Source organism: Halovulum sp. GXIMD14794, from assembly GCF_054457455.1.
Window position 1 is genome coordinate 222,200 of sequence record NZ_JBTLNF010000005.1, and the last position, 22,175, is coordinate 244,374.

Consider the following 22,175-nt stretch of genomic DNA (forward strand, 5'->3'; position numbering starts at 1 on the left):
GCGCGCATGGTCTAAGACCGCGCCGAAAGCTTTGCGAGGGCAGAAGAGCATGACGAAGGACCGGCTGACCTATGCCGAGGCGGGCGTCGACATCGACGCCGGGAACGCTCTGGTGGAGCGGATAAAGCCCGCGGCCGCCGCGACGGCACGGCCCGGCACGATGGCGGGGCTAGGCGGGTTCGGTGCCTTCTTCGATCCGCGCGCAGCCGGCTATGTGAATCCGCTCCTGGTCGCTGCGACCGACGGTGTCGGCACCAAGCTGCGTCTGGCGATCGATGCGAAACAGCTTTCGGGCGTCGGCATCGACCTGGTGGCCATGTGTGTCAACGACCTGGTCTGCCAGGGGGCCGAGCCGCTGTTCTTCCTTGATTACTTTGCCACCGGAAAGCTGTCTGTCGACGAGGCCGCAGCCGTGGTCGAGGGTATTGCCGAGGGCTGCAACCGGGCGGGCGCCGCGTTGATCGGCGGCGAGACTGCCGAAATGCCGGGCATGTACGCGCCCGGCGATTTCGACCTTGCGGGCTTTGCCGTCGGCGCGGTCGAGCGGGACGCGGTCCTGCCTGCCCATGTCGAAGCAGGCGACGTTCTGCTTGGCTTGGCCTCGGACGGTGTGCACTCCAACGGTTTTTCGCTCGTCCGCCGTACCATAGAGCGCAGCGGACTGGCGCTGGACGCCCCTGCCCCGTTCGGAGGCGGCTCGCTGGGCGCGGCTCTGCTGACCCCGACCCGGATTTACGTCCCCGCTGCGCGCGCCGCGATGGCGGCGGGCGGCGTGCATGCTTTCGCGCACATCACCGGCGGCGGTATCACCGAGAACCTGCCGCGCGTCCTGCCCCAGGACCTGGGCGCGGAAATCGACCTGGACTCGTGGGAACTCTCGGGCCTGTTCCGCTGGCTTCTGGACGAGGCGAACCTCGACGAGGCCGAAGCGCTCAAGACCTACAACTGCGGTATCGGCATGATCGCCGTGGTCGCCGAGGATGCCGCCGCCGGCGTGCAGGCCGCGCTGGAAAGCGAGGGCGAGACGGTCTTCCGTATCGGATCGGTCGTCGAGGGCGCAGGCGTGCGCTACTCCGGCACGGTGAAATGAGCCGCACCCGCGTCGGGATCCTGATCTCGGGCACCGGGTCGAACATGGTCCGTCTGGTCGAGAGCATGCAGGACGACAGCCACCCGGCCCAGGCCGCGCTGGTCCTGTCGAACCGTCCCGATGCCAAGGGCCTCGAGACCGCCGCCAGACTGGGCGTCGAAACCGCGGTCGTAGATCATCGCGGCAAGTCTCGTCCAGATTTCGAGGCCGAGATCGACGCGGTTCTGCGCGACAATGGCGTCGAACTGGTCTGCCTCGCCGGGTTCATGCGAATTCTGACCGCCGATTTCGTGCGCGGGTGGGAAGGTCGGATGCTGAACATCCACCCCTCTCTTCTACCGCTGTTCCGAGGGCTCGACACGCACGCGCGAGCTATCGAATCGGGCATGGCGATTCACGGCTGCACGGTCCATGAAGTGGTCGCCGAACTGGATGCCGGGCCGATCCTGGGCCAGGCGGTGATTCCGATCCTGCCCGAGGATACAGCCGAGAGCCTGGCGCAGAAATTACTGCCTGTCGAACACCGGCTCTACCCCGAGGCGCTGCGCCGCTTTGCAGCCGGGGACCGTGCCCCTTTCGCCCTGCTCTAAACCTATGGCCCGCCCGGTCGACACGATCCGCAATCTGGGGCCGAAATCGGTCGAGAGCTTCGCCCGGGCCGGGCTGACCTCGGCCGAGCAGGTGATCGAGCTTGGTGCGGACGAGACCTACCGACGCCTGTTGGCCGCCGGCAGCCGTCCACATTTCATCGCCTACTACGCGCTGGTCATGGGGCTTCAGGGGCGGCCGTGGAACGACCTCGGCCCGGCCGAGAAAGCGGAACTTCGCGAGCGCTTCGACGAAATTGTCGATGGCACGAAAAAGGGCCGCTCCGAGATCGAAGCGGCCCTTGATGCCTTGGGCGTTATCGAACCGCCGGCTTAGCCGACCAACTCGAGGCCCGAGAAGAAGAACGAAATTTCCTCGGCAGCGGTCTCAGGAGCGTCCGAACCGTGGACCGAGTTCTCGCCGATCGACAGGGCGAAGTCCTTACGGATGGTGCCGTCGGCGGCTTCGGCCGGGTTGGTGGCGCCCATGACTTCGCGGTTCTTGGCAACGGCGTCTTCGCCTTCCAGGACCTGCGCGACGATCGGGCCCGAGCTCATGAACTCGACCAGTTCGCCGTAGAACGGGCGTTCCTTGTGGACGGCGTAGAACTGGCCGGCCTGGGCCGGGGTCAGGTGCACGCGCTTCTGGGCTACGATGCGCAGGCCGGCTTCTTCCAGCTTGGCGTTGATCTTGCCGGTCAGGTTGCGCTTCGTCGCGTCCGGCTTGATCATCGAGAAGGTGCGTTGGATCGCCATATCGGGAAGTCCTTGTCTGTGGTGTCTTGGTATTGATTGTTTTCGCGCGGGAGCTACCACGCCCCGCGCGCCCGATAAAGCCCCAATGCGCGGCGCCGTTGACAGCCCCGCGGGAAGTCTCCAAACCCGGCACATGCTCAGGATCGAAAACATCAGCTACGCCATTGCCGGAAAGCCCCTGTTCGAAGGGGCAAGTGCGGTGATTCCGGCGGGCCACAAGGTAGGTTTGGTGGGCCGCAACGGCACCGGCAAGACGACGCTGTTCCGCTTGATCCGCGGAGAACTGGCGCTGGATGGCGGTAGCATCGATCTGCCCCGCCTCGCCCGCATCGGCGGCGTCGCGCAGGAGGTCCCGTCGAGCGAGACCAGCCTCATCGACACGGTGCTGGCCGCCGACACCGAGCGTGCCGCGCTGATGGCCGAGGCCGAGACGGCAACCGACCCGCATCGCATCGCCGAGATCCAGACCCGGCTCGCCGATATCGACGCTCATTCGGCCGAGGCGCGCGCCGGCTCGATCCTGAACGGCCTCGGTTTCGATGCAGCGGCGCAGCAGCGCCCGTGCAGCGATTTCTCGGGCGGCTGGCGGATGCGCGTCGCGCTTGCGGCGGTGCTGTTCTCGGCACCTGACGTGCTGCTTCTCGACGAACCGACGAACTACCTCGACCTCGAGGGCACGCTGTGGCTTGAGAGCTATCTTGCGCGCTATCCGCACACGGTGCTGGTGATCAGCCACGACCGGCAGCTTCTGAACCGGGCGGTGGGCGCGATCCTGCACCTCGATCAGCGCAAGCTGACGCTCTACCAGGGCGGCTACGACAGCTTCGCGCGCCAGCGCGCCGCCAAGGCCGAGCAGGCGCAGGCGATGGCCAAGAAGCAAGAGGCGCAGCGGGCGCACATGCAGTCCTTCGTGGACCGTTTCCGCTACAAAGCATCGAAGGCGCGGCAGGCGCAGTCCCGACTGAAGGCGCTGGAGAAGATGGAGAGTGTCAGCCTGATCGTCGATCAAGCGGTCGCACGCTTCGACTTCCCCCAGCCCGAAGAGCTTTCCCCACCCATCGTGCGACTGGAGGATGTCTCGGTCGGCTATGACGGCCCACCCGTGCTGCGCAAGCTGAACCTGCGCATAGACCAAGATGACCGGATCGCGCTTCTGGGCAACAACGGCCAAGGCAAATCGACGCTCTCGAAACTGATCGCCGGGCGGTTGGAGGCGAGCGAGGGCACGGTCACAACCTCGACCAAACTTCGGATCGGCTATTTCGCGCAGCACCAGGTGGACGAGCTGCATCTGGACGAGACGCCTCTGCAGCACCTCCGCCGGGAACGCCCCGAAGAGGCCCCCGCCAAGCTGCGCGCGCGGCTGGCGCGGGGCGGGATCGGCGCGGATATCGTCGAGACGACGGTGGCGCAGCTGTCGGGTGGCCAGAAGGCGCGGCTGAGCCTAATCCTCGCGACGCTAGACGCGCCGCATATGGTTATCCTCGACGAGCCGACGAACCATCTCGATATCGAAAGCCGCGAGGCGCTGGTGCAGGCGCTGACCGAGTATTCAGGCGCGGTGATCCTCGTCAGCCACGACCCGCACCTTGTCGGGCTGGTTGCGGATCGGCTGTGGTTGGTCAAGGACGGCCGGGTCTTGCCGTGGGACGAGGATCTCGACGCCTATCGCCGGATGCTGCTGGGCCAGCCCGCGAAGAAGGCCGAGAAGGAAAAGGCCGCGCCGAAGAAATCGCTGCGCCCGTCCGCACCGCTCGCCGAATTGCGCGCCGAGGCACGTAAGTGCGAGGCCCGGGTGCAGAAACTCGAGGAACTTCGCGAAACGGTGGACGGCAAACTGGCCGACCCGCGCTTCTACCAGTCGGCCGAGCCTGCCGAATTCGAGAAATGGCAAAAGAAGCGCGCTGAGATCATCGACGGGCTCGAACGCGCCGAGGCGCTTTGGATGAAGGCGATGGAACGGCTAGAGGCGGCCGGAGAGACCGCATGATCGACGTCGCCCTGACCGCGTTTGTGACGATGTTCGTCATTATCGACCCGATCGGGCTGTCGCCGCTCTTTGCAGCGTTGACCCAAGGCATGGACCGCGAAACCCGGCGGCGCGCCGCCCGACGCGCGGCACTTATCGGCTTCGGGGTGCTGGCGCTCTTCGGCGTCGCGGGCGAACGGCTGCTGGACGTGATCGGCATTGGCTTTCCGGCGTTCCGCATCTCGGGCGGGATCCTGTTGTTCCTGATCTCTGTCGAGATGCTCTTCGATCGCCGAACCGAACGGCGCAGCAAGGCCGTAGACACCGCCGAGGCCGAGCATGACGGCCCCGACCCTTCGGTGTTCCCGATGGCGGTGCCGCTGCTGGCCGGCCCCGGTGCGCTGGCGACGATCATTCTACTGATGGGCCAGAACCAGGGAGATCTAGCTATGCAGGCGGCGATCCTCGGCACCACGGGACTGGTCGTCCTGCTGACCTATATAGGCATGAGAGCCAGCTCGCTGCTGGAGCATGTCCTGGGTCATGTCGGCATCACCGTCATTACCCGTCTTCTGGGCATGCTGCTGGCGGCGCTTTCGGTGCAGTTCGTGATCGATGGTCTGCGCGATGTAGGGGCTCTGGCGCCCCTGCCCGGCTGAGGACGGATGATGACTGGCGACGACTATGCCTACCTGCTCTACCTGGTCCTGTTACTGGCCTTCATCGGCGGCTTCGCGATCTCGCGGTTCCGGCGCGGTCAGGCTGCGAGGACCATTCAGTATATCCTGATCTGGGTCGGCATTTTCGCGGCGCTGATCGTGCTCTATGGGCAGCGCGACGTGCTGCACCGCGAGTTGTTCCCCCGCGAGGCCCGGCAATTGGATCCGCAGACCATCGCGCTGAACCGCACGCCCTCGGGCAGCTTCCTGACCACCGCCGAGGTCAACGGCGTCCGGGTGCAATTCCTGATCGATACAGGCGCGACAGATATCGTGCTGACCCGGCAAGATGCCGCACGGGCGGGCTTCAATGTTACCGACCTGAATTTCCTGGGCCGCGCGCAGACCGCGAACGGGACAGTTCGGACGGCTTCGGTGACACTCGATAGCCTGGTGTTCGCTGGCCGGGAGGATCGAAACGTACGCGCTTCGGTCAACGAGGGGGAGCTGGGCGTGTCGCTGCTCGGCATGGCCTATCTGAACCGGTTCGACCGGATCGAGATCCAGGGCGAGAGGATGCTTCTCGTCGAGGAGTGACGCGCGGCCCGCGACAAGCCTCATGTCGGGTGCTATATGTTGTCCGAGGCAAGGGGGAGCAGCAAAAATGGCCCTGGGTGACGGAACCTATATCGTGCCTTTCCTGGCACTGCTGGCGGCAACGCTGGTCTTCTTCGATGCGGGACGGCGGTTCATCGCAACCCTGTCAGGCTGCATCGTAATCCTGGCACTCTTTCTCGGCGCGCTGGTGATGAACGATTACTTGCCCGGCACGCAGGTCGCGGCGGCGCGGGATGGCAAGCCGCAGGTCCGATCCTTCGTCGCAAACGACGTCGAGTTGCGCCGCTCTTTCGACGGACATTTCTACAGCGACATTGCGGTGAACGGCGCGAAAGTACGCTTCGTTGTCGACAGCGGGGCGACAGTTGTGATCCTTACCCAAGAAGACGCGCGCAAGGTCGGACTCGATCCGGACAGCCTCAGCTACTCGGGCCGGGCCCGGACAGCGAACGGCGAGGTGAAGATGGCTCCCGTCACGCTCGACGAGATGACCCTTGAAGGTGTCACCATGCGCAACGTGCGTGCGGCGGTGAACGGCGGCAAACTCGACACGTCGCTGCTGGGGATGAGCTTCCTGCGACGACTGGAAAGCATTGAAATGAGCGGCAACAAGATGGTGCTCAAGTCCCGGTAGTGGCCTTCTGGGTCCACTTGCCGCCTTCCTGCGCCCAGTATTTCCCTGAGAGCCCCGCATCTCGTACAGCGACCCAGTCAGCGCGCGCCGCGGCCAGTTCGTCCGGATTGTCACCGTCGAAGATCAGGCAGACCCGGTCCCAGTTCGCGGCCTCGCCCGCATCCACGCGCGCGCCGGCCACCAACATCAGAACCGAGGCATTCGCCGGGTTCTCGGTTCCGGTCGTCAGATAGATCGGCTGCAGGTCCGCGTGCCCCATCGCCGCCGTACCATGCGGCAGGAAACTCTGATCGTCATGGGTCCACAGCATTTCGTCGATCCACGTCAGCCGCGGTTCCGAGCCGGCGCGGATCACCACGCGCCAGCCCCGGTCAAGCGAACGGGCCAGCAGCTCGGGCAGGCTCCGTTCCAGGGGAGAGGTCGTCAGATGATAGAAGAGGACCTCGCCCATCAGGCTCACTTCGCCTCGTAGCCGTCGCGGATCAGCCGGTCGAGCGCGCGCACACCCCAGCCGGTGGCACCTTTCGGGGCGAAGTCGGTCTCGTCGCTGCGCGAGGCGACCCCGGCGATGTCGAGATGCACCCAGGGCTGGTCTCTGTTCACGAAGCGCTGCAGAAATTGCGCCGCGGTGATCGAGCCCGCAGGGCGGCCGCCGATGTTGGCGATGTCCGCGACGCGGCTCTTGAGCTGCTTGTCGTACTCGGGACCAAGCGGCATGCGCCATGCGCCCTCGACCTCGGTCTCGGCGGCTTTCAGGAAGGCGTTCGCCAGCTTGTCATTGTTCGAAAAGACGCCCGCACGGTGATGGCCGAGTCCGATGATGATCGCGCCGGTCAACGTCGCGAGGTCCACAATGCCCGACGGTTTGAACCGCTCCTGCGCGTACCAGAGCACGTCGGCCAGGACCAGACGACCCTCCGCGTCGGTGTTCAGCACCTCGATCGTGTCGCCCTTCATCGATTTGACCACGTCGCCGGGACGCTGTGCGTCACCGTCCGGCATGTTCTCGACCAGGCCGACAAGGCCCACGACGTTTGCCTTCGCCTTGCGGCCGGCCAGCGCCGCCATGGTGCCTGCGACGACACCCGCGCCGCCCATGTCCATGGTCATCTCCTCCATGCCCGGACCAGGCTTGAGGCTAATGCCACCGGTGTCAAACACGACGCCTTTGCCGACCAAAGCGAAGGGCGCCTCGTCGCCGCCACCGCGCCACTCCATGACCACCACCTTGGAGGGGCTGCGCGAGCCCTGCCCCACGGCCAGCAGCGTCCGCATGCCGAGCTCTTCGAGTTGCTTCTCCTCGAGCACTTCGACCTCGACCCCCAGTTCGCGCAGTCCTTCGAGACGGGTCGCGAACTCGGTCGTCGTGAGTACGTTGGCGGGTTCGTTTGTCAGATCGCGGGTCAGATGGACGCCACGCGCTACGGCCAGAAGGTCCTCCGCCTCGGCCTGCGCGGCCTCGGGGTCGGACGCGAGCAGGCTCACCGGCCCGGCGGGCGCATCGGTTTCTGATGTCCGGTGGGCATTGAACGCGTAGGCTCGCAGCGCAAAACCCTGCGCAATCGAGGCGGCGGCCTTGGCGCGGGCCGCGTGGATCTGCACGGGCTTCCCGGCGGCAGCGGATTTCGCCACCACCGCACCCGCAAGGCGGAGTTCCGCCGCGCCGGTGCGCGAGCTGACCTTCAGCACCACAAGCCGTGCGGCGGCCATCCCGCCGGGCCAGGCCAGGACCTGGGCGCGGCCTTCGTCCAGTTTCTCCCACGAGACGTCTGCCACCAGGCGCTTCAGCGCGCCACGAGTCAGCCGGTCGGCACGGCGCGCCGCGCGATCCATCTTGCCATCGGGCCCCACGCAGACTGCGACGGTACCCTCGGCCTCGGCCAGGACATCCGTAGACGGTTCCGCAAAGTGGAATTCGGGCAGGTCGGTCATTTGAGGCTCCGCTTTGTTGCCGGACCTGTTTAGGCAAAGCGCATGCAGTTGACCAGCACCGCCCGGGGCTGTCACATGGGGCCGCCCGCGCAGGCCAACCTGCGCGCCCCCTGAGGAAACAGATGCCGCAGCTCGACCGTTATATCCTGCGCCAGATCGCCTATGCCTTTGTGTTCTTTACGTTCATCCTGGCAGGCGTGATCTGGTTGACGCAGGCGGTCCGACTGATCGACCTGGTACTGTCCTCGGGCGAGTCGCTGGTGCGGCTGTTCGAGTTCTCGCTGCTGGTATTGCCGCAGGTGCTGAGCATGGTCGTCCCGCTCGCGGGCTTTGCGGCGGTTCTCTACATCGTGAACAAGCTCTACTCCGAGGCCGAACTCGTCGTGATGATGATGTCGGGCCAAGGCCCTTGGGCGCTGCTGCGCCCGGTTGCCGTATTCGCGCTGTTCCTGGCGATCACCACGCTTATCATGACGAACCTGCTCTCCCCTTGGGGCGAGAAGAAGCTGGACGAAAGCCGGCAGGCGCTGACCTCGGAACTGGCGAACGCGCTGATCCGCGAGGGGCGTTTCCTGCATCCAGCCGACGGTCTGACGGTGTTCATCCGGCGCGCGGGCGGCAACGGCCAGATGGAGGGCGTCTTCCTGCATGACGAGCGTGATCCGGAGGCGGCCGTTACCTATACCGCCGAACAAGCGCTGCTGCTGCGAGAGGGCGATGTTGCCCGGCTGATCATGCGCAACGGTGCGGCGCTCAACTACTCCGACAGGAACCGGATGCTGGGTCGAGTTCAATTCGACGAGTTCACCTATGACCTCTCGGACCTCGTCGCCGAGACGCCGACGACACCGCAGCGGGCCGGGGCGCTCTGGACCTGGCAACTGCTCGCGCCGGATGCCGAGGTGCGCGCACTCCGACGGTTCAATCGCGGCAGCTTCCTTGCCTCCGGGCACGAGCGGATCGTCTTCGGTATCCACGCATTCCTTCTGCCGGTGCTTGGCCTCGCCGTGATGCTGACCGGCGGATACCAGCGGCGGGGCTTCGGCAAGCGCATCCTGATCGCCGTGGGCGCCGGTATCCTGCTGGTGGTCGCGGGGATGTGGGCGAAGTCCGTCGTCATCGGCGCCCCCGAGCTCTGGGCAGTCAGCTACCTTCCGGCGACAATCGCATCGGCCCTTTCGCTCTATCTGCTCTGGAGCGCCACCCTGCCCCGGCGGAGGCCCGCCTCGGCATGATGATGACGCTTGCCACATACGTCACGCGACGGTTTCTCAAGAACATCGCTATCGTCGCGCTGGTGATCGCGGTGATCGGCTCGCTTCTGTCGCTGGTCGAGAACATGCGCTACGTCGCTGGCAAGGAGGGCGCGACAAGCGACGCGGTCGCGCTGACCCTGTTCCAGATGCCCGAGATCCTGGGCCAGACCTTTCCACTCGTGTTGATGCTGGGCTCGCTCATCACATTCCTTAACCTTTCGCGCACCTCCGAGATGGTGGTGATCCGCGCCTCGGGCGTCTCGGCACTTAAGATCCTGACGCTGCCAGTGGTCGCTGCCGCCGTGCTCGGCGGCGTCGCGACGACTTTCTACAACCCGATCGTTGCCGCCTCGATGGCCCGCGAGAGCAGCCTGCGCGCCGAGCTCTCGGGCACCAGCGTCAACGCGCTTTCGGTCGACGAGGGCAGTCTGTGGCTGCGGCAAGGTCTTTCCAGCGGCCAGACGGTGATCCAGGCGCAGCACGTGAGCGAGGAAGGCTCGGTGCTCTACGACGTCCGTCTGCACCAGTTTGACACCGACGACCGGCTTGTTGCACGCATCGAGGCGGACTCCGCAAGCCTGGGCCGCGAAGCGTGGGAACTGCGCAACGTGCGCCGCTGGTCGCTTGCAGGAGCCGACCAAGGGGAACCCATTGGCGCGCCCGAAGAGTTGCCACAGCTGAACCTGCCAACGAATCTTACCCGCGAGCAGATCCTCGACAGTTTCGCGCAGCCCGAGTCGATAGCCTTTTGGCAACTGCCTGGGTTCATCCGCCAACTCGAACAAGCCGGGTTTTCGGCCACCCGCCATCGGGTGTTCCTGCAAAGCGAACTGGCGCGCCCCGCGCTCTTCATCGCCATGGTGCTGATCGGCGCGGGGTTCTCGCTGCGCCATGTCCGCTTCGGGCAGATCGGCGTGATGATCCTTTTCGCGGTTTTCGCGGGATTCGCGCTTTACTTCTTCAAGGACATTTCGGAAACGCTTGGCGCGAATGGCGAAATCCCGGTGGTGCTCGCGGCGTGGAGCCCGCCGGCTGCAGCGATCCTGCTAGCGCTCGGACTGCTGCTGCACCTGGAAGACGGCTGAATGCGCGTGCTGCGAACGACCTTGCTGCTGGCGACTCTTCTGACGTCGCCCCTCACCGCCCAGACCGTGCCCGGCGACGAGGTGGCTCTGTTCGCGGACAACATAACCTACAGCACCCAGACCGAGGAACTGGTCGCCGAGGGCAATGTCGAGGTCTACTACCAGGGCCGCCGCCTGAGCGCGACGCGAGTCTACTACAACGCCGCGACCGAGACCGTCCGCGCCGAAGGGCCAATCCGCTTGGAAAGCCCGGAGGGCGTGGTACTGCTGGCCGATCTGGCGGAACTTTCGACCTGGTTCCAGGAAGGCCTCGTTCAGGGTGCGCGACTGATCTTCCAGCAGCAGTTCCAGATCGCCTCGGTCGAGGGGGCGCGCACCGGCGGGCGCTACAACACACTCTACAAGACCGTCGCCAGCAGCTGTGCGGTCTGTGCCGAGAACCCGATCCCCCTCTGGCGGATCCGCGCGCGCCGCATCGTCCACGACGAGCAGGAAGAGCGGATCTATTTCGAGAACGCCTGGTTCGACGTCTTCGGAGTGCCGGTGTTCTGGGCGCCCCGCGTGAAGATCCCCGCCCCAGGCGCCGAGCGGGCCGAGGGTTTCCTGCCGCCGGTGGCCACCACCTCGGACGTCTATGGGTTCGGCGCGAAACTGCCGTTCTACTATCCGCTGGGCGAGCATTCCGACATTACCCTGACGCCCTTCGCCACCACTACGGGCGCAGCAATCCTCGAGGCCGAATACCGGCAGCGGCTCAGGTTCGGCGCATTCCGACTGTCCGGCGCCTATGCGTTCGACGACGGCCTGGGGGAACAGAACCGCGGATTCGTGACATCCGAGGGTGCCTTCGCGCTGCCGCAGGGTTTCCGCGCTGACGTGCTGCTCAACCTTGCGAGCGACAGAAGCTTCCTGGGCCAGTTCGGCTACTCGGATACCGACCGCCTGCTAAGCTACGCCTCGGTGAACCGTGTGCGGGAGCGTGAGCTGATCGACGTCCGGGTCGAGGGATACCAGACGCTCCGCGAGGACGAACTGCAGTCCGAGATACCTCTGGTCCTGCCGAAGGTCACCTATCGCCGCACCTGGCCAATCGGCGATGGCGTTGCGGGCCTCGACGCCGGTGTGCTGGGCATCACGCGCGAGGAAGGCCGCGACATGCTGCGACTGAATGTCGGCGGTGACTGGCGCGGCGACACATTCCTCAGCAATGGGATGCGTGTCACCGGCTACGCCGATCTGGCCGGACTACTCTATCAGGTCGATGATGATCCCGAATACGACGACGGACTGCTGGCGCGTCTCGTCCCGCTTGTCGGCGCCGAGATCCGCTGGCCCTTCGCACGCAGTTCGGGAACCGCCACCCACGTGGTCGAGCCGGTTGCGCAGCTGCTGTTCTCAGAGACCATCGGCGACGACGTGCCTAACGAGGACAGCGTCTCGCCCGAACTGGACGAGACCAATCTCTTCGCGCTCAACCGCTTCCCCGGACTGGACCGGCAGGAAGGCGGGCTGCGCCTGAACCTCGGCATCAATTATACCCGCATCGATCCGGCGGGCTGGGCTATCGGGGCAACATTCGGCCGCGTGCTCCGTGCCGAAAAGAACCAGGAATTCCCGATGGGTTCAGGTCTGCGCGGCTACGAATCGGACTATGTCGCGGCGGCCTCGTTCGAGTTGCCCCGCGGTCTGACCGTGATCGGCCGTTCGCTATTCAGCGGAGATCTGGATTTCAAACGCGCCGAATTCCAGTTCGACTATGAATCGACGAAGTTCGATCTGAACGGTAGCTACACCTTCCTCGCCGGTGACAGGGACGATCCGGTGCTGGGCAACGTGGTAGAGCGGCAGGAATTCGCTATCGACAGTCGCTACCGGATCCTGCCGAACTGGGATATCAGCGGCGAGTGGCGCTTCGATCTTGCTGCGAACCGCTCGACATACGCTGGCGGCGGCGTGACCTATGGAAATGAGTGCGTCGAGGCAGAGCTGACCGTTTACCGCCGCTTCACCAGCTCGAACGACGTTCCCGAGGACACTCGGATCGCCCTTGAAGTCAATCTTTTGGGCCTCGGCGGGCCGGGGTCACAAGAAGACTGGCCCGCGCGCCGTTGCCGGAGTATCTGATGGCCATGAGACAGACGAACCTTACGCGCCGCCTGGCGCTTTGCCTGATGCTCGCCCTGCCTGCCACACCGGTCGCTATCCCGGTCGCCGCGCAGGGCGTCGAGCCCGTGATCATCGTCAACGAACGCGCCATCACCGGCTGGGAGCTGGACCAGCGCGCCCTGCTGCTGTCGGTCTTCGGCGCCGGCGGAGACACCCGCGCGCTGGCCCGGGATCAGCTGATCGACGACCGCCTGAAACAGAGCGTCGTCACCCGGCTGGAAATGGAGATGACCGAAGAGGAGATCGACGAGTTGGTCCTCGACTTCGCTGACCAACGTGAGTTGTCGATCGATCAGCTCATCGCCGCACTCGGTCAGCGCGGCATCGCGGAGGAAACCTTGCGTGATTTCCTCGCGATTCGCTTCAGCTGGCGCGACGCGGTTCAGGCCGCGTTTCGCAACCGCGCCCGGCCCACAGATGAGGATCTAGACAATGCGCTGCGCTTCGCCGACACCTCGTCGGACGACAGCGTGCTACTGCAGGAACTCTCGATCTCGCTTGAGGAACGCGGCGAGGATGAAGGAAACGCGCTTGCCACCCGGCTATCGCGCGAGCTGAACCGCGGCGGCAATTTTGATGCAGCGGTGGCCACTTATTCCGATGCCGCCTCGGCGGCGCGCGGCGGACGTCTCGAGTGGATCCCGACGTCCGAGTTGCCGCCTGCGGTGGCGAGCCAGGTCATGGCGCTGATGCCCGGCGAGGTCACTGCCCCGGTCCCGGTGCGCGGCGGATTGTCGATCTTCAAGCTGCGCGACATGCGCGTAGGACAGCAAAGCTCGGCCTCCAACAAACCGACCGACGCGGTCACCTATGTCCAGATGGTCCAAGAACTGCCTGCGAACCCGTCCGAGAACACATTGCTCGCAGCGCGCGTGAGGGCGCAGCAGGTCCGTGACGAGGTCGGCACCTGCAGCGCCCTGACCGAGCGCGCTTCCGAATTCGATGCGGGCAGCGGCCAGTTCGGCCCCACACCCGCCTCGGCGCTTTCACCGGACCTGCGAGCGATCCTTACCTCGATGGAGTCCGGCGAGAAACGGATCCTCACGGACGTGCGCGGCGTGGTGCTGCTGATGCTCTGCGCCAAAGGCGGCGAGGCCACCGTTGAGGAGCGCGAGGCGTTGCGCCTGCAGATCTTCAATGAGCGCATGAACACGTTCGCCCAGGGCTTCCTGCAGGAACTACGCGGCGAAGCGGTCATCGAGGAGCGATGACCGCGCCGCTCGCGTTGACTTGCGGCGATCCGGCGGGCGTCGGCCCCGAGATCACGCTTAAGGCCTGGCAGCAGGTGAAAGGTCATCTGGCCTTCGTGCTTATCGCCGATGCGGATATGATGGCCAACCTTGCCAAAGCGGCTGGGGTCCCGATTACACAGATCGAAACCGCGTCCGAAGCGGCAGCGGTTATGCCTAACGCGCTGCCCGTTCTACACCAGCCACTGCCAGTGCGCCCGGTCCCGGGACAGCCCGAGCTGCGCAATGCGGCTGCGGTAATCGGGTCGATCGACCGTGCCGTAGCACTGACGCGCTCGGGCGAATGCTCCGCCGTCGTGACAAACCCGATCGCGAAGAAGGTGCTGGTGGACGGCGCCGGTTTCGAGCATCCCGGGCATACCGAGTACCTCGCGGCGCTTGGCGGCGTCGAGCGATCGGTGATGATGCTGGTCGCGCCAGAGCTGCGCGCCGTACCGGTAACGATTCACATTCCACTGTCCGAAGTGCCCGCGGCACTTACGCCGGACTTGCTGGAACAGACCCTGCGGATCACACACGAAGCGCTTAGCTACGACTTCGCTATTTCCAAACCGCGCATAGCGGTCGCCGGACTGAACCCGCATGCCGGCGAAGGCGGCCTGCTGGGCGCCGAAGACGACAATGTGATCCGGCCAGTCCTGACGCGACTCGCCTCCGAAGGCATGAACCTGCGCGGGCCGTTGCCGGCAGACACGATGTTCCATCCCCCGGCACGCGCGCGCTACGATGCGGCGGTCTGCATGTACCACGACCAGGCGCTCATCCCGGTGAAGACGCTCGGCTTTTCCGTTGGGGTGAACGTGACGCTCGGATTGCCGTTCGTGCGCACTTCGCCCGACCACGGAACCGCGTTCGACATCGCAGGTACCGGACAAGCCGACCCCGACAGCCTGATCGAGGCGCTAAAGCTGGCTGCGAGCATCGCCGACAACCGTGCGGAGGCGGCATGAGCGACGACGGACTTCCGCCGCTGCGCGAGGTGATCGCGGAGCACGGGCTGAGCGCGCGCAAGGCACTTGGCCAGAACTTCCTGCTGGACTTGAACCTGACGCGGAAGATCGCGCGCCGCGCCGGGGATCTGACCGCCTGCGATGTCCTCGAGGTCGGACCAGGCCCCGGCGGCTTGACCCGCGCCCTGCTGATGGAGGGCGCGCGCCGCGTCGTCGCCATCGAGCGCGATCCACGCTGCCTGCCCGCTCTGGAACAGATCGCCGCCGCCTACCCTGGCCGGCTGGAGATCATCCAGGGCGATGCTCTGGAAGTAGACGCGGCGCGGTTGCTGACAGATCCTGTTCGGATCGTCGCCAACCTGCCCTACAACGTGGGAACCGAACTTCTGGTACGCTGGCTGACACCGGGCAGATGGCCGCCGTTCTGGCAGTCGCTGACACTCATGTTCCAACGCGAAGTGGCCGAGCGGATCACCGCAGCCCCTGGCTCGAAGGCCTACGGGCGGCTCGGGGTGCTGGCGCAATGGCGTAGCGAGCCGAGGCTCGCCTTCGATGTGCCGCCACAGGCGTTCACGCCGCCGCCAAAGGTGACCTCATCCATCGTGCATCTAGAGGCATTGCAGGAGCCGCGCTTCCCCGCCGATCCGGATCGACTTCAGACCATTGTGGCCGCGGCGTTCGGCCAGCGGCGCAAGATGTTGCGTGCTTCGCTGAAGGGGATCGCGCCGAATATCTCGGATCGCCTGACTGAGTTGGGGATCGACCCGACGGCGCGGGCCGAAACGCTCGATCTGGAAGCGTTCTGCAGGCTGGCCCGGGAACTGTGATCCCGGGCGCCTGATCGCAACCGAATAGCGTCAGCTGATCTTACTGAACCGGCGTGTCGGCCGGACGCTCGAGCGGGAGCTCCGCCTCAGAGGCGGCGTCCTTCTTCGGCTTCCTGCTGCGCGTGCGCGTCGCACGCGGTTTGGCGCCGCCGTTCCCGTCGGCCTTGCTGCTTTCCGGCGTTTCCACGAGACCGCTGTCAGGCTCGGATCCAAGCACCTCGGTCGAGCTGTCGTCAGCCTTGTGCGCTCCGCCGTTGGCGCGCGCGGGCTTCTCCTCGGACTGACGGGCTTGGACGTCCGGCTGCTGGTCGGTTTCGGCAACGTCGGGCTGGGGTTGCTGCGCCTGCGCGCTCTGGTCCTCGCCCTGGGTCTGCTGCCGGTTGCGGTTGTCCGCCGCCTGCCGTTCTGCCTGCTCACGCTGTGCGTCGTTCAGCATTCGAGTGTAGTGCTCGGAATGCTGCTGAAAATTCTCGGCTGCAACCCGATCGCCGGACAGCTGCGCATCGCGCGCCAGCGTCTGGTATTTCTCAATGATCTGCTGCGGCGTACCGCGCACCTTGCCCTCGGGGCCGGCACTGTCGAACACGCGGTTGACGACGTTGCCGACGCCACGACTGCGATTGTTGTTCTTACTGCGCGATCGCGATTTGTTGGAGGATCTCATAAAGGTCCATTTCGCTTGTTCGTTAGATTGTCGAGGCGCCCGCTTATCTCACGCACCCGGTGCGTCGAACGCCAGTCGTTCCGAATATCGGTGTGTAAACCGTCAGGCTCAGATGCGCCGTCTGACCGCTGCGGGTAACTTAGCTATACCCCGCCATGACGAAAACACAACCCCTGAAGGCGCGAATACCTGCTCAGCTGTGGCTCGTGACTTCGATGACACGTCTTTTTCCGGCCATGTCGCGATGATGTGACAGCATGAAATCGCCAGCTTCGCGAAATATAGCTGCCACGTCGTCGGCCTGCCCTGCCCCATGTTCGAGCAACGCACGTCCTTGCGGCGCCAGATGCGCCGCGATGTCCCGCGCGATCGCCCGGTAGGCGTCGAGCCCATCAGATCCGGCGAAGAGCGCAAGGTTCGGTTCCCACTGACGCACAGCGGCTTCAAGCCCCGGAGCGTCGCCTTCGGGAATATAGGGAGGGTTCGAGAGGATCAAATCGAAAGCCCCCTCAACACCGTGGAACCAGTCGCTTTTCCGCAATTCCACACGGCCGCCCACACCCAGTAGCTGGGCATTCCGCTGCGCAATGTCCAGAGCCTCAGCACTGCGATCAACCGCGAGGGCCCGCGCACCTGGCCATTCGGCGAGCATAGTCAGCGCGAGTATTCCACTCCCGGTTCCGAGATCTAGAACCCGCGATGCCGGTGCTTGCTCCAAGGCGAGCGCGATGATCGTTTCGGTCTCGGGGCGTGGATCGAGTACATCACCAGAGACGAGGAAGTCCCTGCCCCAGAAGCAGCGCCGACCGATGATCTGCGCCACTGGGCGCAACCGGGCGCGTTCGGCTACGGCCTGTTCGAGACGTGTTGCAGCGGCCTCATCCAGTAGCCGATCCCGTTCCAGTCCCAGCCGATCGGCGGGTAGCTCAGCCGCATGCGCCAACAGCGCCCGGGCGTCGCGCGCGGGATCCGGCACTCCAGCCTCACGCAACAGCGCGGTGGCGCGTATTTGCGCCTGCGCCAAGGTCTCGGTCATGGCTCCAACTCGGCGAGCCGTTCGGCTTGATCCGCCGCGATCAGCGCATCGATCACGTCGTCAAGCTCACCCTGCATCACCTGGTCAAGCTTGTAGAGTGTCAGGTTAATCCGATGATCGGTCAGTCGCCCCTGCGGGAAATTGTAGGTCCGGATGCGCTCGGATCGGTCACCCGAGCCGACCTGCCCTTTGCGCGCAGCCGCGCGTTCGTCTGCCTGCCTCTGCCGCTCCAGATCGAAAAGCCGCGCACGCAGAACTTCCATCGCCCGGGCGCGGTTGGCGTGCTGAGACTTCTCGGAGCTGGTCACAACGATACCAGTCGGCAGATGGGTGATCCTAACCGCGCTGTCGGTTGTGTTGACGTGCTGCCCGCCTGCGCCACTGGCCCGCATGGTGTCGATGCGGATGTCCTCGGCGGGGATCTTGATGTCGACCTCACCAGCCTCGGGCAGTACTGCAACCGTCGCCGCAGAGGTGTGTATGCGTCCGCCACTTTCCGTCTGCGGCACGCGCTGGACCCGGTGGACGCCACTCTCGAACTTCAGTCGCGCGAAAACGCCATCTCCCTTGATCGCCGCGACGAACTCTTTGTAGCCGCCAAGCTCGGTCGCTGACTGCTCGAGTACCTCGAAGCGCCAGCCGTGATGCTCGGCAAGGCGCTGGTACATCCGTGCTAGGTCCGCGGCGAAAAGCGCGGCCTCGTCCCCGCCGGTGCCAGCGCGAATTTCCAGGATCGCCGGGCGTGCATCCGCCGCATCCTTCGGCAACAGCGCAAGGCGAAGCTCCTGTTCCAATGCTGGCTGTTCGGCACGGAGGGTCTCAAGCTCCTCCTCGGCCAACTCGCGCATGTCCGGATCATCCAGCAGAGCCTTGGCGTCAGCCATCCTTGACGCGCAGTCACGGTAACGGGTGACGGTTTCAACCACCGGACGCAACTCGGCATACTCGCGACTGAGCGCGGTCAACTCGTCGGGCGGCGGCCCTTCATTGAGCCGCGCCTCGAGAAAGGCAAAACGCCGGGTGATCTGATCAAGGGTCTCGTCTGGAAGCATTCAGCGGTGATGCCCCCGCCCTGCAGTAAGGTCAAGCGGGCGCGGTCACTCCTCGACGACGAAGCTGTCGAGAGCGCGCATCCAGGCAGTCACCCGGGCCTCGTTTACGCCCATGTCGCCGTAGCCGAAACGCGATCGGGAATAGAGGGCAATGCTTGCCCGCGGCTCGGCCGAGGTCTGCACGATCGCGCTTGCTTCACCATCCGAGGCATCGTCGCCCTCGGTCGTCGCCTGCGCCGTCTCGGCCTCTTGCGCCTCCGCAACTTCCGGATCGAGATCATAGAACCGAACACTGATATAGTCGGGCATCATCAACGTCTCGGTTCGCTGTACATAGGTCAGCCATGCCTCGTCGACAGTCCCGGCCACGCGCTCGACCCGTGGCTGGGCCATGACGAACTCGTCAAATGCGGCAGCAAGCGTCCGGGCGTCCGCGGCATAGACGGGCGCTTCCCGGTCGACGCGATGCTCTGTGAACTCGGTCAGGGCGACGCGATAGTCGTTGGGCGAATCCGATGGCAGCGCCTGCAGCGGCTCCACGTGCCAGATCGCCGGGTCGTGCGTCACGGTCCGAACCGCGTAGGCCAGATAGCCTGCGAGCCCAAGCACGCCCAGTAGGATGACCATGAACATTGTTTTCATAAGACTATTCCGCGGCTGTCTTTGCGGCCTTTGCCGCTTTCTCGTCCAACTCTCTGGCCTTGTTCTCGACCATTTCGACAATGTGATCGATCATCTTGTCATTATCTAGGCGGTGATCCTGTTTTCCCGCCAAATATACCATTCCGTGTCCTGCACCTCCGCCGGTGAACCCGACATCCGTCATCAAGGCTTCGCCCGGGCCGTTCACGACGCAGCCGATAATCGAGAGGCTCATCGGCGTCTTGATATGCTCCAGCCGCTTCTCGAGTATCTCGACGGTCTTGATGACGTCGAACCCCTGCCGCGCGCAGGAGGGGCAGGAAATGATGTTCACGCCACGATGGCGCAGGCCGAGGGATTTCAGGATCTCGTAGCCGACCTTGACCTCTTCGACCGGGTCGGCCGAGAGGCTGACGCGGATCGTGTCGCCAATCCCCATCCACAGCAGGTTGCCGAGGCCGATGGCCGACTTGATCGTTCCGCTGGTCAGCCCGCCTGCCTCGGTGATGCCAAGGTGGATCGGCGCATCTGTGGCATCCGCCAGCCCCTGGTACGCGGCAGCGGCCAGGAACACGTCCGACGCCTTGGCACTGATCTTGAAATTGTGGAAGTCGTTGTCTTCAAGGATCCGGATATGCCGCAGGCCACTCTCGACCATCGCTTCGGGGCACGGCTCGCCGTATTTCTCGAGCAGGTCCTTCTCAAGGCTGCCGGCGTTCACGCCGATACGGATAGAGCAGTCGTGGTCCCGCGCGGCCTTGATCACCTCGCGAACACGTTCCTCCGAGCCGATGTTGCCCGGATTGATCCGCAGGCAAGCGGCACCGGCCTCGGCGGCCTCGATGCCGCGCTTGTAGTGAAAATGGATATCAGCGACGATCGGCACCGGGCTTTCGCGGACGATTTCCTTCATCGCTGCGGTGGACGCCTCGTCCGGGCAGGAAACGCGGACGATGTCGGCACCGGCCTCGGCACAGCGCTTGATCTGCTCGATCGTGGCGCGCGCGTCATGGGTCGGCGTGTTCGTCATCGTCTGCACGGTGATCGGCGCATCGCCACCAACCGGCACAGAGCCGACAAGGATCTGCCGGCTCTTGCGGCGGTAGATGTTGCGCCAGGGACGAATGTGATTCTGGGTCATCGGAGAACTGCTTCCGCTATCAGCGTTGCATTTCCCGGTGATTTAACGAAGCCGCTGCCCAATGTCACGGGGGCCGGGTTACTGCGCCGCAGGGGGCAGGTTCAGCGCGCTGACGGTTGCCGAGACGATTTCTGGCGGGTCCGCGACCTCGGGCCAGGCTTCGCGAACATCGTCGGGCAGAAGCGAGACGTTCTTGATCACGGAAGCGCCCTTGCCCATCGGGCCGTAGCTGGTTTCGTTCAGGGCGATATAGACCGAACCGGCATTGCCGGCTCTCAGCAGGGGCGCCTGATCAATATCGGTGGGCAACGTGTAGGTCTCGCCGGTTTCGAGGATCTTCTCGAACAGAACTGTGCCATCGCCAAGGTAGATCCGCACCCATGCGGGCTGTTGGGCGACTACGTGGACCATCGGTGCGCTCGCAGGCTCGCGGACAAGGGGCTCGTCAGGATCGATCGCCATGACCGCGTTCAGCACGTCTTCGGGCGCCGGCGTTTCGGCCTCGATCGGCTGCTCGGCGCTGGCGGTCATGAAATAGCCCGACTGCGCGGGATTGATATCGACGATCGGTCCGTCGCGGCTTTCGACCACCGGCACCTCGAGCTCGCGCGGCTGGTAGAGCCGGGCAAGTTCGATGTCATCGGTCCGCTCGTCGGCAGCGGTGCCGTCCAAAGCCGCTGTTTCCGTACCTACCGAAGGCGCGCTTAGCCCCGTCAGGTCCGACAATGTGTCGGGGCGCTGGTCAACGGGCACGATGGTCACGCGCTGGATGTTCTGAAGCACCCGATAGCCACCGTAGGCCACACCGCCAACAAGCATTGCCAGCACAAGCACCGAACCAATGGCCGAAACCGACATCCGTTCCAGCATACCGGGTTGCAGGTCGGACGCAGGCACCCGCAACGAACGCATCAGCGGATCGTCCGAAGCGACCTTGACTGGGCCGGATGAGACGATCTTGCCAGCCGTATCCGACTTCCGGTTCTGAAGCGCCGCGTTGACGCCGTCGAATCCGCTTTCGTGGCAGAAACGGGCAAAGACCTCGTCAGGGTTCAACTTTAAGTAACGTGCGTAGGAGCGCACGTATCCGGCGACGAATCCCGGGTTAGGGAAAACCGCCATATCGCAATTCTCGATGGCTGCGATGTAAGACGCACGGATTCGGAGCTCGCGCTGGACGTCCAGCAACGACTTGCCCAGAGTCGCACGCTCGCCACGGAGGTGATCGCCAAGCCTCACCTCATACGCGTCGAACCCTCGGAGTTCGGTATCTAGATCCTCACTGCCCATCAATTCGCGTGCCGCCCTCTTTCTTCCCTTACGGGACGAACGAATCGTATGTCCTGCCAATCGTTATCTTTTTGTAGGCCTGAATATCATCTATCCCGCTACATGTGGACAAATGATTGACCTACGCCGATGAAGACTTGGCAGTGCGACCTATTGGACGCGCATCCGACCACCCGATGACATCCGGTCGTCTCCGCACGGACATATCGCCGATTCCGCGCGGCCTTCTTAGCAGTTTGCCGAACTCGCGCAACATTCACGCCCCGACGTCAGCGCGACATCCATCGCTGACAGAACGCTACCCACTTTAACAATACCGCTCCTCGGTCGCTGCAGGATAGCGCATCATAATCTTTAAATTACAGATGTTTACGAGACAATTGAGAACCTTTTCCTCAGCGAACTCAGGTGCCTGCCAGATGATAACCCCCAAAGCTCTTATGAACTTCCATACAAACAAACCGCTTGTTCCAAGATGTATTTGGCTGTCTCGGGAACTCGATTACAATCGTACTTCAAGTCCGTTGCAGGGCTTTAACAAATTCCCGTGAATTTATTCGGAAATAACCGA

General features: G+C 64.5%; 22 protein-coding genes. 13 read left to right on the plus strand and 9 right to left on the minus strand.

All coding sequences use genetic code 11. The features are described 5' to 3' along the window. Positions 1–49 precede the first annotated feature (49 nt). Genes purM through ACW9UR_RS12845 form a run of 3 tightly spaced genes read left to right on the plus strand, consistent with a single transcriptional unit; the run spans position 50 to position 2,014 of the window. On the plus strand, positions 50–1,090 hold the full coding sequence (purM, locus tag ACW9UR_RS12835) for a phosphoribosylformylglycinamidine cyclo-ligase (protein WP_458917385.1): 1,041 nt from the start codon (positions 50–52) through the stop codon (positions 1,088–1,090). Continuing rightward, positions 1,087–1,680: a phosphoribosylglycinamide formyltransferase gene (gene purN, locus ACW9UR_RS12840; RefSeq protein WP_458917386.1), complete on the plus strand. Its 594-nt coding sequence runs from the start codon at positions 1,087–1,089 to the stop codon at positions 1,678–1,680. Before purM ends, purN begins: the two co-directional genes overlap by 4 nt. Positions 1,681–1,684: 4 nt before the next feature. Continuing rightward, positions 1,685–2,014 (plus strand): TfoX/Sxy family DNA transformation protein, encoded by a 330-nt coding sequence (locus tag ACW9UR_RS12845; protein ID WP_458917387.1) that lies wholly within the window; start codon positions 1,685–1,687, stop codon positions 2,012–2,014. On the opposite strand, the gene ndk is transcribed toward ACW9UR_RS12845, so the two are convergent. Then, on the minus strand, positions 2,011–2,433 hold the full coding sequence (ndk, locus tag ACW9UR_RS12850) for a nucleoside-diphosphate kinase (protein WP_458917388.1): 423 nt from the start codon (positions 2,431–2,433) through the stop codon (positions 2,011–2,013). The two genes, ACW9UR_RS12845 and ndk, sit on opposite strands and share 4 nt — an antisense overlap. A gap of 133 nt (positions 2,434–2,566) precedes the next feature. On the opposite strand from ndk, the gene ACW9UR_RS12855 reads away from it, so the two are divergent. The 4 genes from ACW9UR_RS12855 (at position 2,567) to ACW9UR_RS12870 (ending at position 6,313) form a co-directional block, all read left to right on the plus strand. Continuing rightward, positions 2,567–4,423 (plus strand): ABC-F family ATP-binding cassette domain-containing protein, encoded by a 1,857-nt coding sequence (locus ACW9UR_RS12855; protein WP_458917389.1) that lies wholly within the window; start codon positions 2,567–2,569, stop codon positions 4,421–4,423. After that, entirely contained in the window at positions 4,420–5,061 is a 642-nt protein-coding gene (locus ACW9UR_RS12860) for a MarC family protein (protein WP_458917390.1), read from the plus strand. Before ACW9UR_RS12855 ends, ACW9UR_RS12860 begins: the two co-directional genes overlap by 4 nt. A 9-nt stretch (positions 5,062–5,070) precedes the next feature. Continuing rightward, entirely contained in the window at positions 5,071–5,658 is a 588-nt protein-coding gene (locus tag ACW9UR_RS12865) for a retropepsin-like aspartic protease family protein (RefSeq protein ID WP_458917391.1), read from the plus strand. Between the two features lie 67 nt (positions 5,659–5,725). Beyond that, positions 5,726–6,313, plus strand: a complete 588-nt coding sequence (locus ACW9UR_RS12870; RefSeq protein WP_458917392.1) for a retropepsin-like aspartic protease family protein — start codon at positions 5,726–5,728, stop codon at positions 6,311–6,313. On the opposite strand, the gene ACW9UR_RS12875 is transcribed toward ACW9UR_RS12870, so the two are convergent. Continuing rightward, positions 6,300–6,764 (minus strand): DNA polymerase III subunit chi, encoded by a 465-nt coding sequence (locus tag ACW9UR_RS12875; RefSeq protein WP_458917393.1) that lies wholly within the window; start codon positions 6,762–6,764, stop codon positions 6,300–6,302. The genes ACW9UR_RS12870 and ACW9UR_RS12875 overlap by 14 nt on opposite strands. Positions 6,765–6,769: 5 nt before the next feature. Beyond that, entirely contained in the window at positions 6,770–8,245 is a 1,476-nt protein-coding gene (locus ACW9UR_RS12880) for a leucyl aminopeptidase (RefSeq protein WP_458917394.1), read from the minus strand. 122 nt (positions 8,246–8,367) lie between these two features. Here ACW9UR_RS12880 and ACW9UR_RS12885 point away from each other — a divergent pair, with 122 nt between their 5' ends. Genes ACW9UR_RS12885 through rsmA form a run of 6 tightly spaced genes read left to right on the plus strand, consistent with a single transcriptional unit; the run spans position 8,368 to position 15,779 of the window. Continuing rightward, positions 8,368–9,480 (plus strand): LptF/LptG family permease, encoded by a 1,113-nt coding sequence (locus ACW9UR_RS12885; RefSeq protein WP_458917395.1) that lies wholly within the window; start codon positions 8,368–8,370, stop codon positions 9,478–9,480. Then, entirely contained in the window at positions 9,477–10,586 is a 1,110-nt protein-coding gene (gene lptG, locus ACW9UR_RS12890) for an LPS export ABC transporter permease LptG (RefSeq protein ID WP_458917396.1), read from the plus strand. Before ACW9UR_RS12885 ends, lptG begins: the two co-directional genes overlap by 4 nt. Continuing rightward, positions 10,587–12,710 carry an LPS-assembly protein LptD gene (locus ACW9UR_RS12895; protein ID WP_458917397.1) on the plus strand — a complete coding sequence of 708 codons (2,124 nt, stop codon included), beginning with the start codon at positions 10,587–10,589 and terminating at the stop codon, positions 12,708–12,710. It abuts the gene before it with no gap. After that, complete coding sequence (locus ACW9UR_RS12900; protein ID WP_458917398.1) at positions 12,710–13,963, plus strand: peptidylprolyl isomerase; 1,254 nt, start codon at positions 12,710–12,712, stop codon at positions 13,961–13,963. Before ACW9UR_RS12895 ends, ACW9UR_RS12900 begins: the two co-directional genes overlap by 1 nt. Next, on the plus strand, positions 13,960–14,952 hold the full coding sequence (pdxA, locus tag ACW9UR_RS12905) for a 4-hydroxythreonine-4-phosphate dehydrogenase PdxA (RefSeq protein ID WP_458917399.1): 993 nt from the start codon (positions 13,960–13,962) through the stop codon (positions 14,950–14,952). Before ACW9UR_RS12900 ends, pdxA begins: the two co-directional genes overlap by 4 nt. Beyond that, the gene (rsmA, locus tag ACW9UR_RS12910; protein WP_458917400.1) at positions 14,949–15,779 is read left to right on the plus strand and encodes a 16S rRNA (adenine(1518)-N(6)/adenine(1519)-N(6))-dimethyltransferase RsmA; all 831 of its coding nucleotides are present in this window, start codon (positions 14,949–14,951) and stop codon (positions 15,777–15,779) included. Before pdxA ends, rsmA begins: the two co-directional genes overlap by 4 nt. A gap of 40 nt (positions 15,780–15,819) precedes the next feature. Here rsmA and ACW9UR_RS12915 read toward each other — a convergent pair whose 3' ends face one another. The 6 genes from ACW9UR_RS12915 to ACW9UR_RS12940 form a co-directional block, all read right to left on the minus strand. Next, on the minus strand, positions 15,820–16,443 hold the full coding sequence (locus ACW9UR_RS12915) for a DUF4167 domain-containing protein (RefSeq protein WP_458917401.1): 624 nt from the start codon (positions 16,441–16,443) through the stop codon (positions 15,820–15,822). A 193-nt stretch (positions 16,444–16,636) separates the two neighbouring features. Next, the gene (gene prmC / locus ACW9UR_RS12920; protein ID WP_458917402.1) at positions 16,637–17,479 is read right to left on the minus strand and encodes a peptide chain release factor N(5)-glutamine methyltransferase; all 843 of its coding nucleotides are present in this window, start codon (positions 17,477–17,479) and stop codon (positions 16,637–16,639) included. Then, positions 17,476–18,531, minus strand: a complete 1,056-nt coding sequence (prfA, locus tag ACW9UR_RS12925) for a peptide chain release factor 1 (protein ID WP_458917403.1) — start codon at positions 18,529–18,531, stop codon at positions 17,476–17,478. Before prfA ends, prmC begins: the two co-directional genes overlap by 4 nt. Positions 18,532–18,576: 45 nt before the next feature. Then, positions 18,577–19,173: a DUF1499 domain-containing protein gene (locus ACW9UR_RS12930; protein WP_458917404.1), complete on the minus strand. Its 597-nt coding sequence runs from the start codon at positions 19,171–19,173 to the stop codon at positions 18,577–18,579. 4 nt (positions 19,174–19,177) lie between these two features. Beyond that, complete coding sequence (gene ispG / locus ACW9UR_RS12935) at positions 19,178–20,314, minus strand: flavodoxin-dependent (E)-4-hydroxy-3-methylbut-2-enyl-diphosphate synthase (RefSeq protein ID WP_458917405.1); 1,137 nt, start codon at positions 20,312–20,314, stop codon at positions 19,178–19,180. Positions 20,315–20,392: 78 nt separating this feature from the next. Further along, positions 20,393–21,604: a helix-turn-helix domain-containing protein gene (locus ACW9UR_RS12940; protein WP_458917406.1), complete on the minus strand. Its 1,212-nt coding sequence runs from the start codon at positions 21,602–21,604 to the stop codon at positions 20,393–20,395. Positions 21,605–22,175 lie beyond the last annotated feature (571 nt).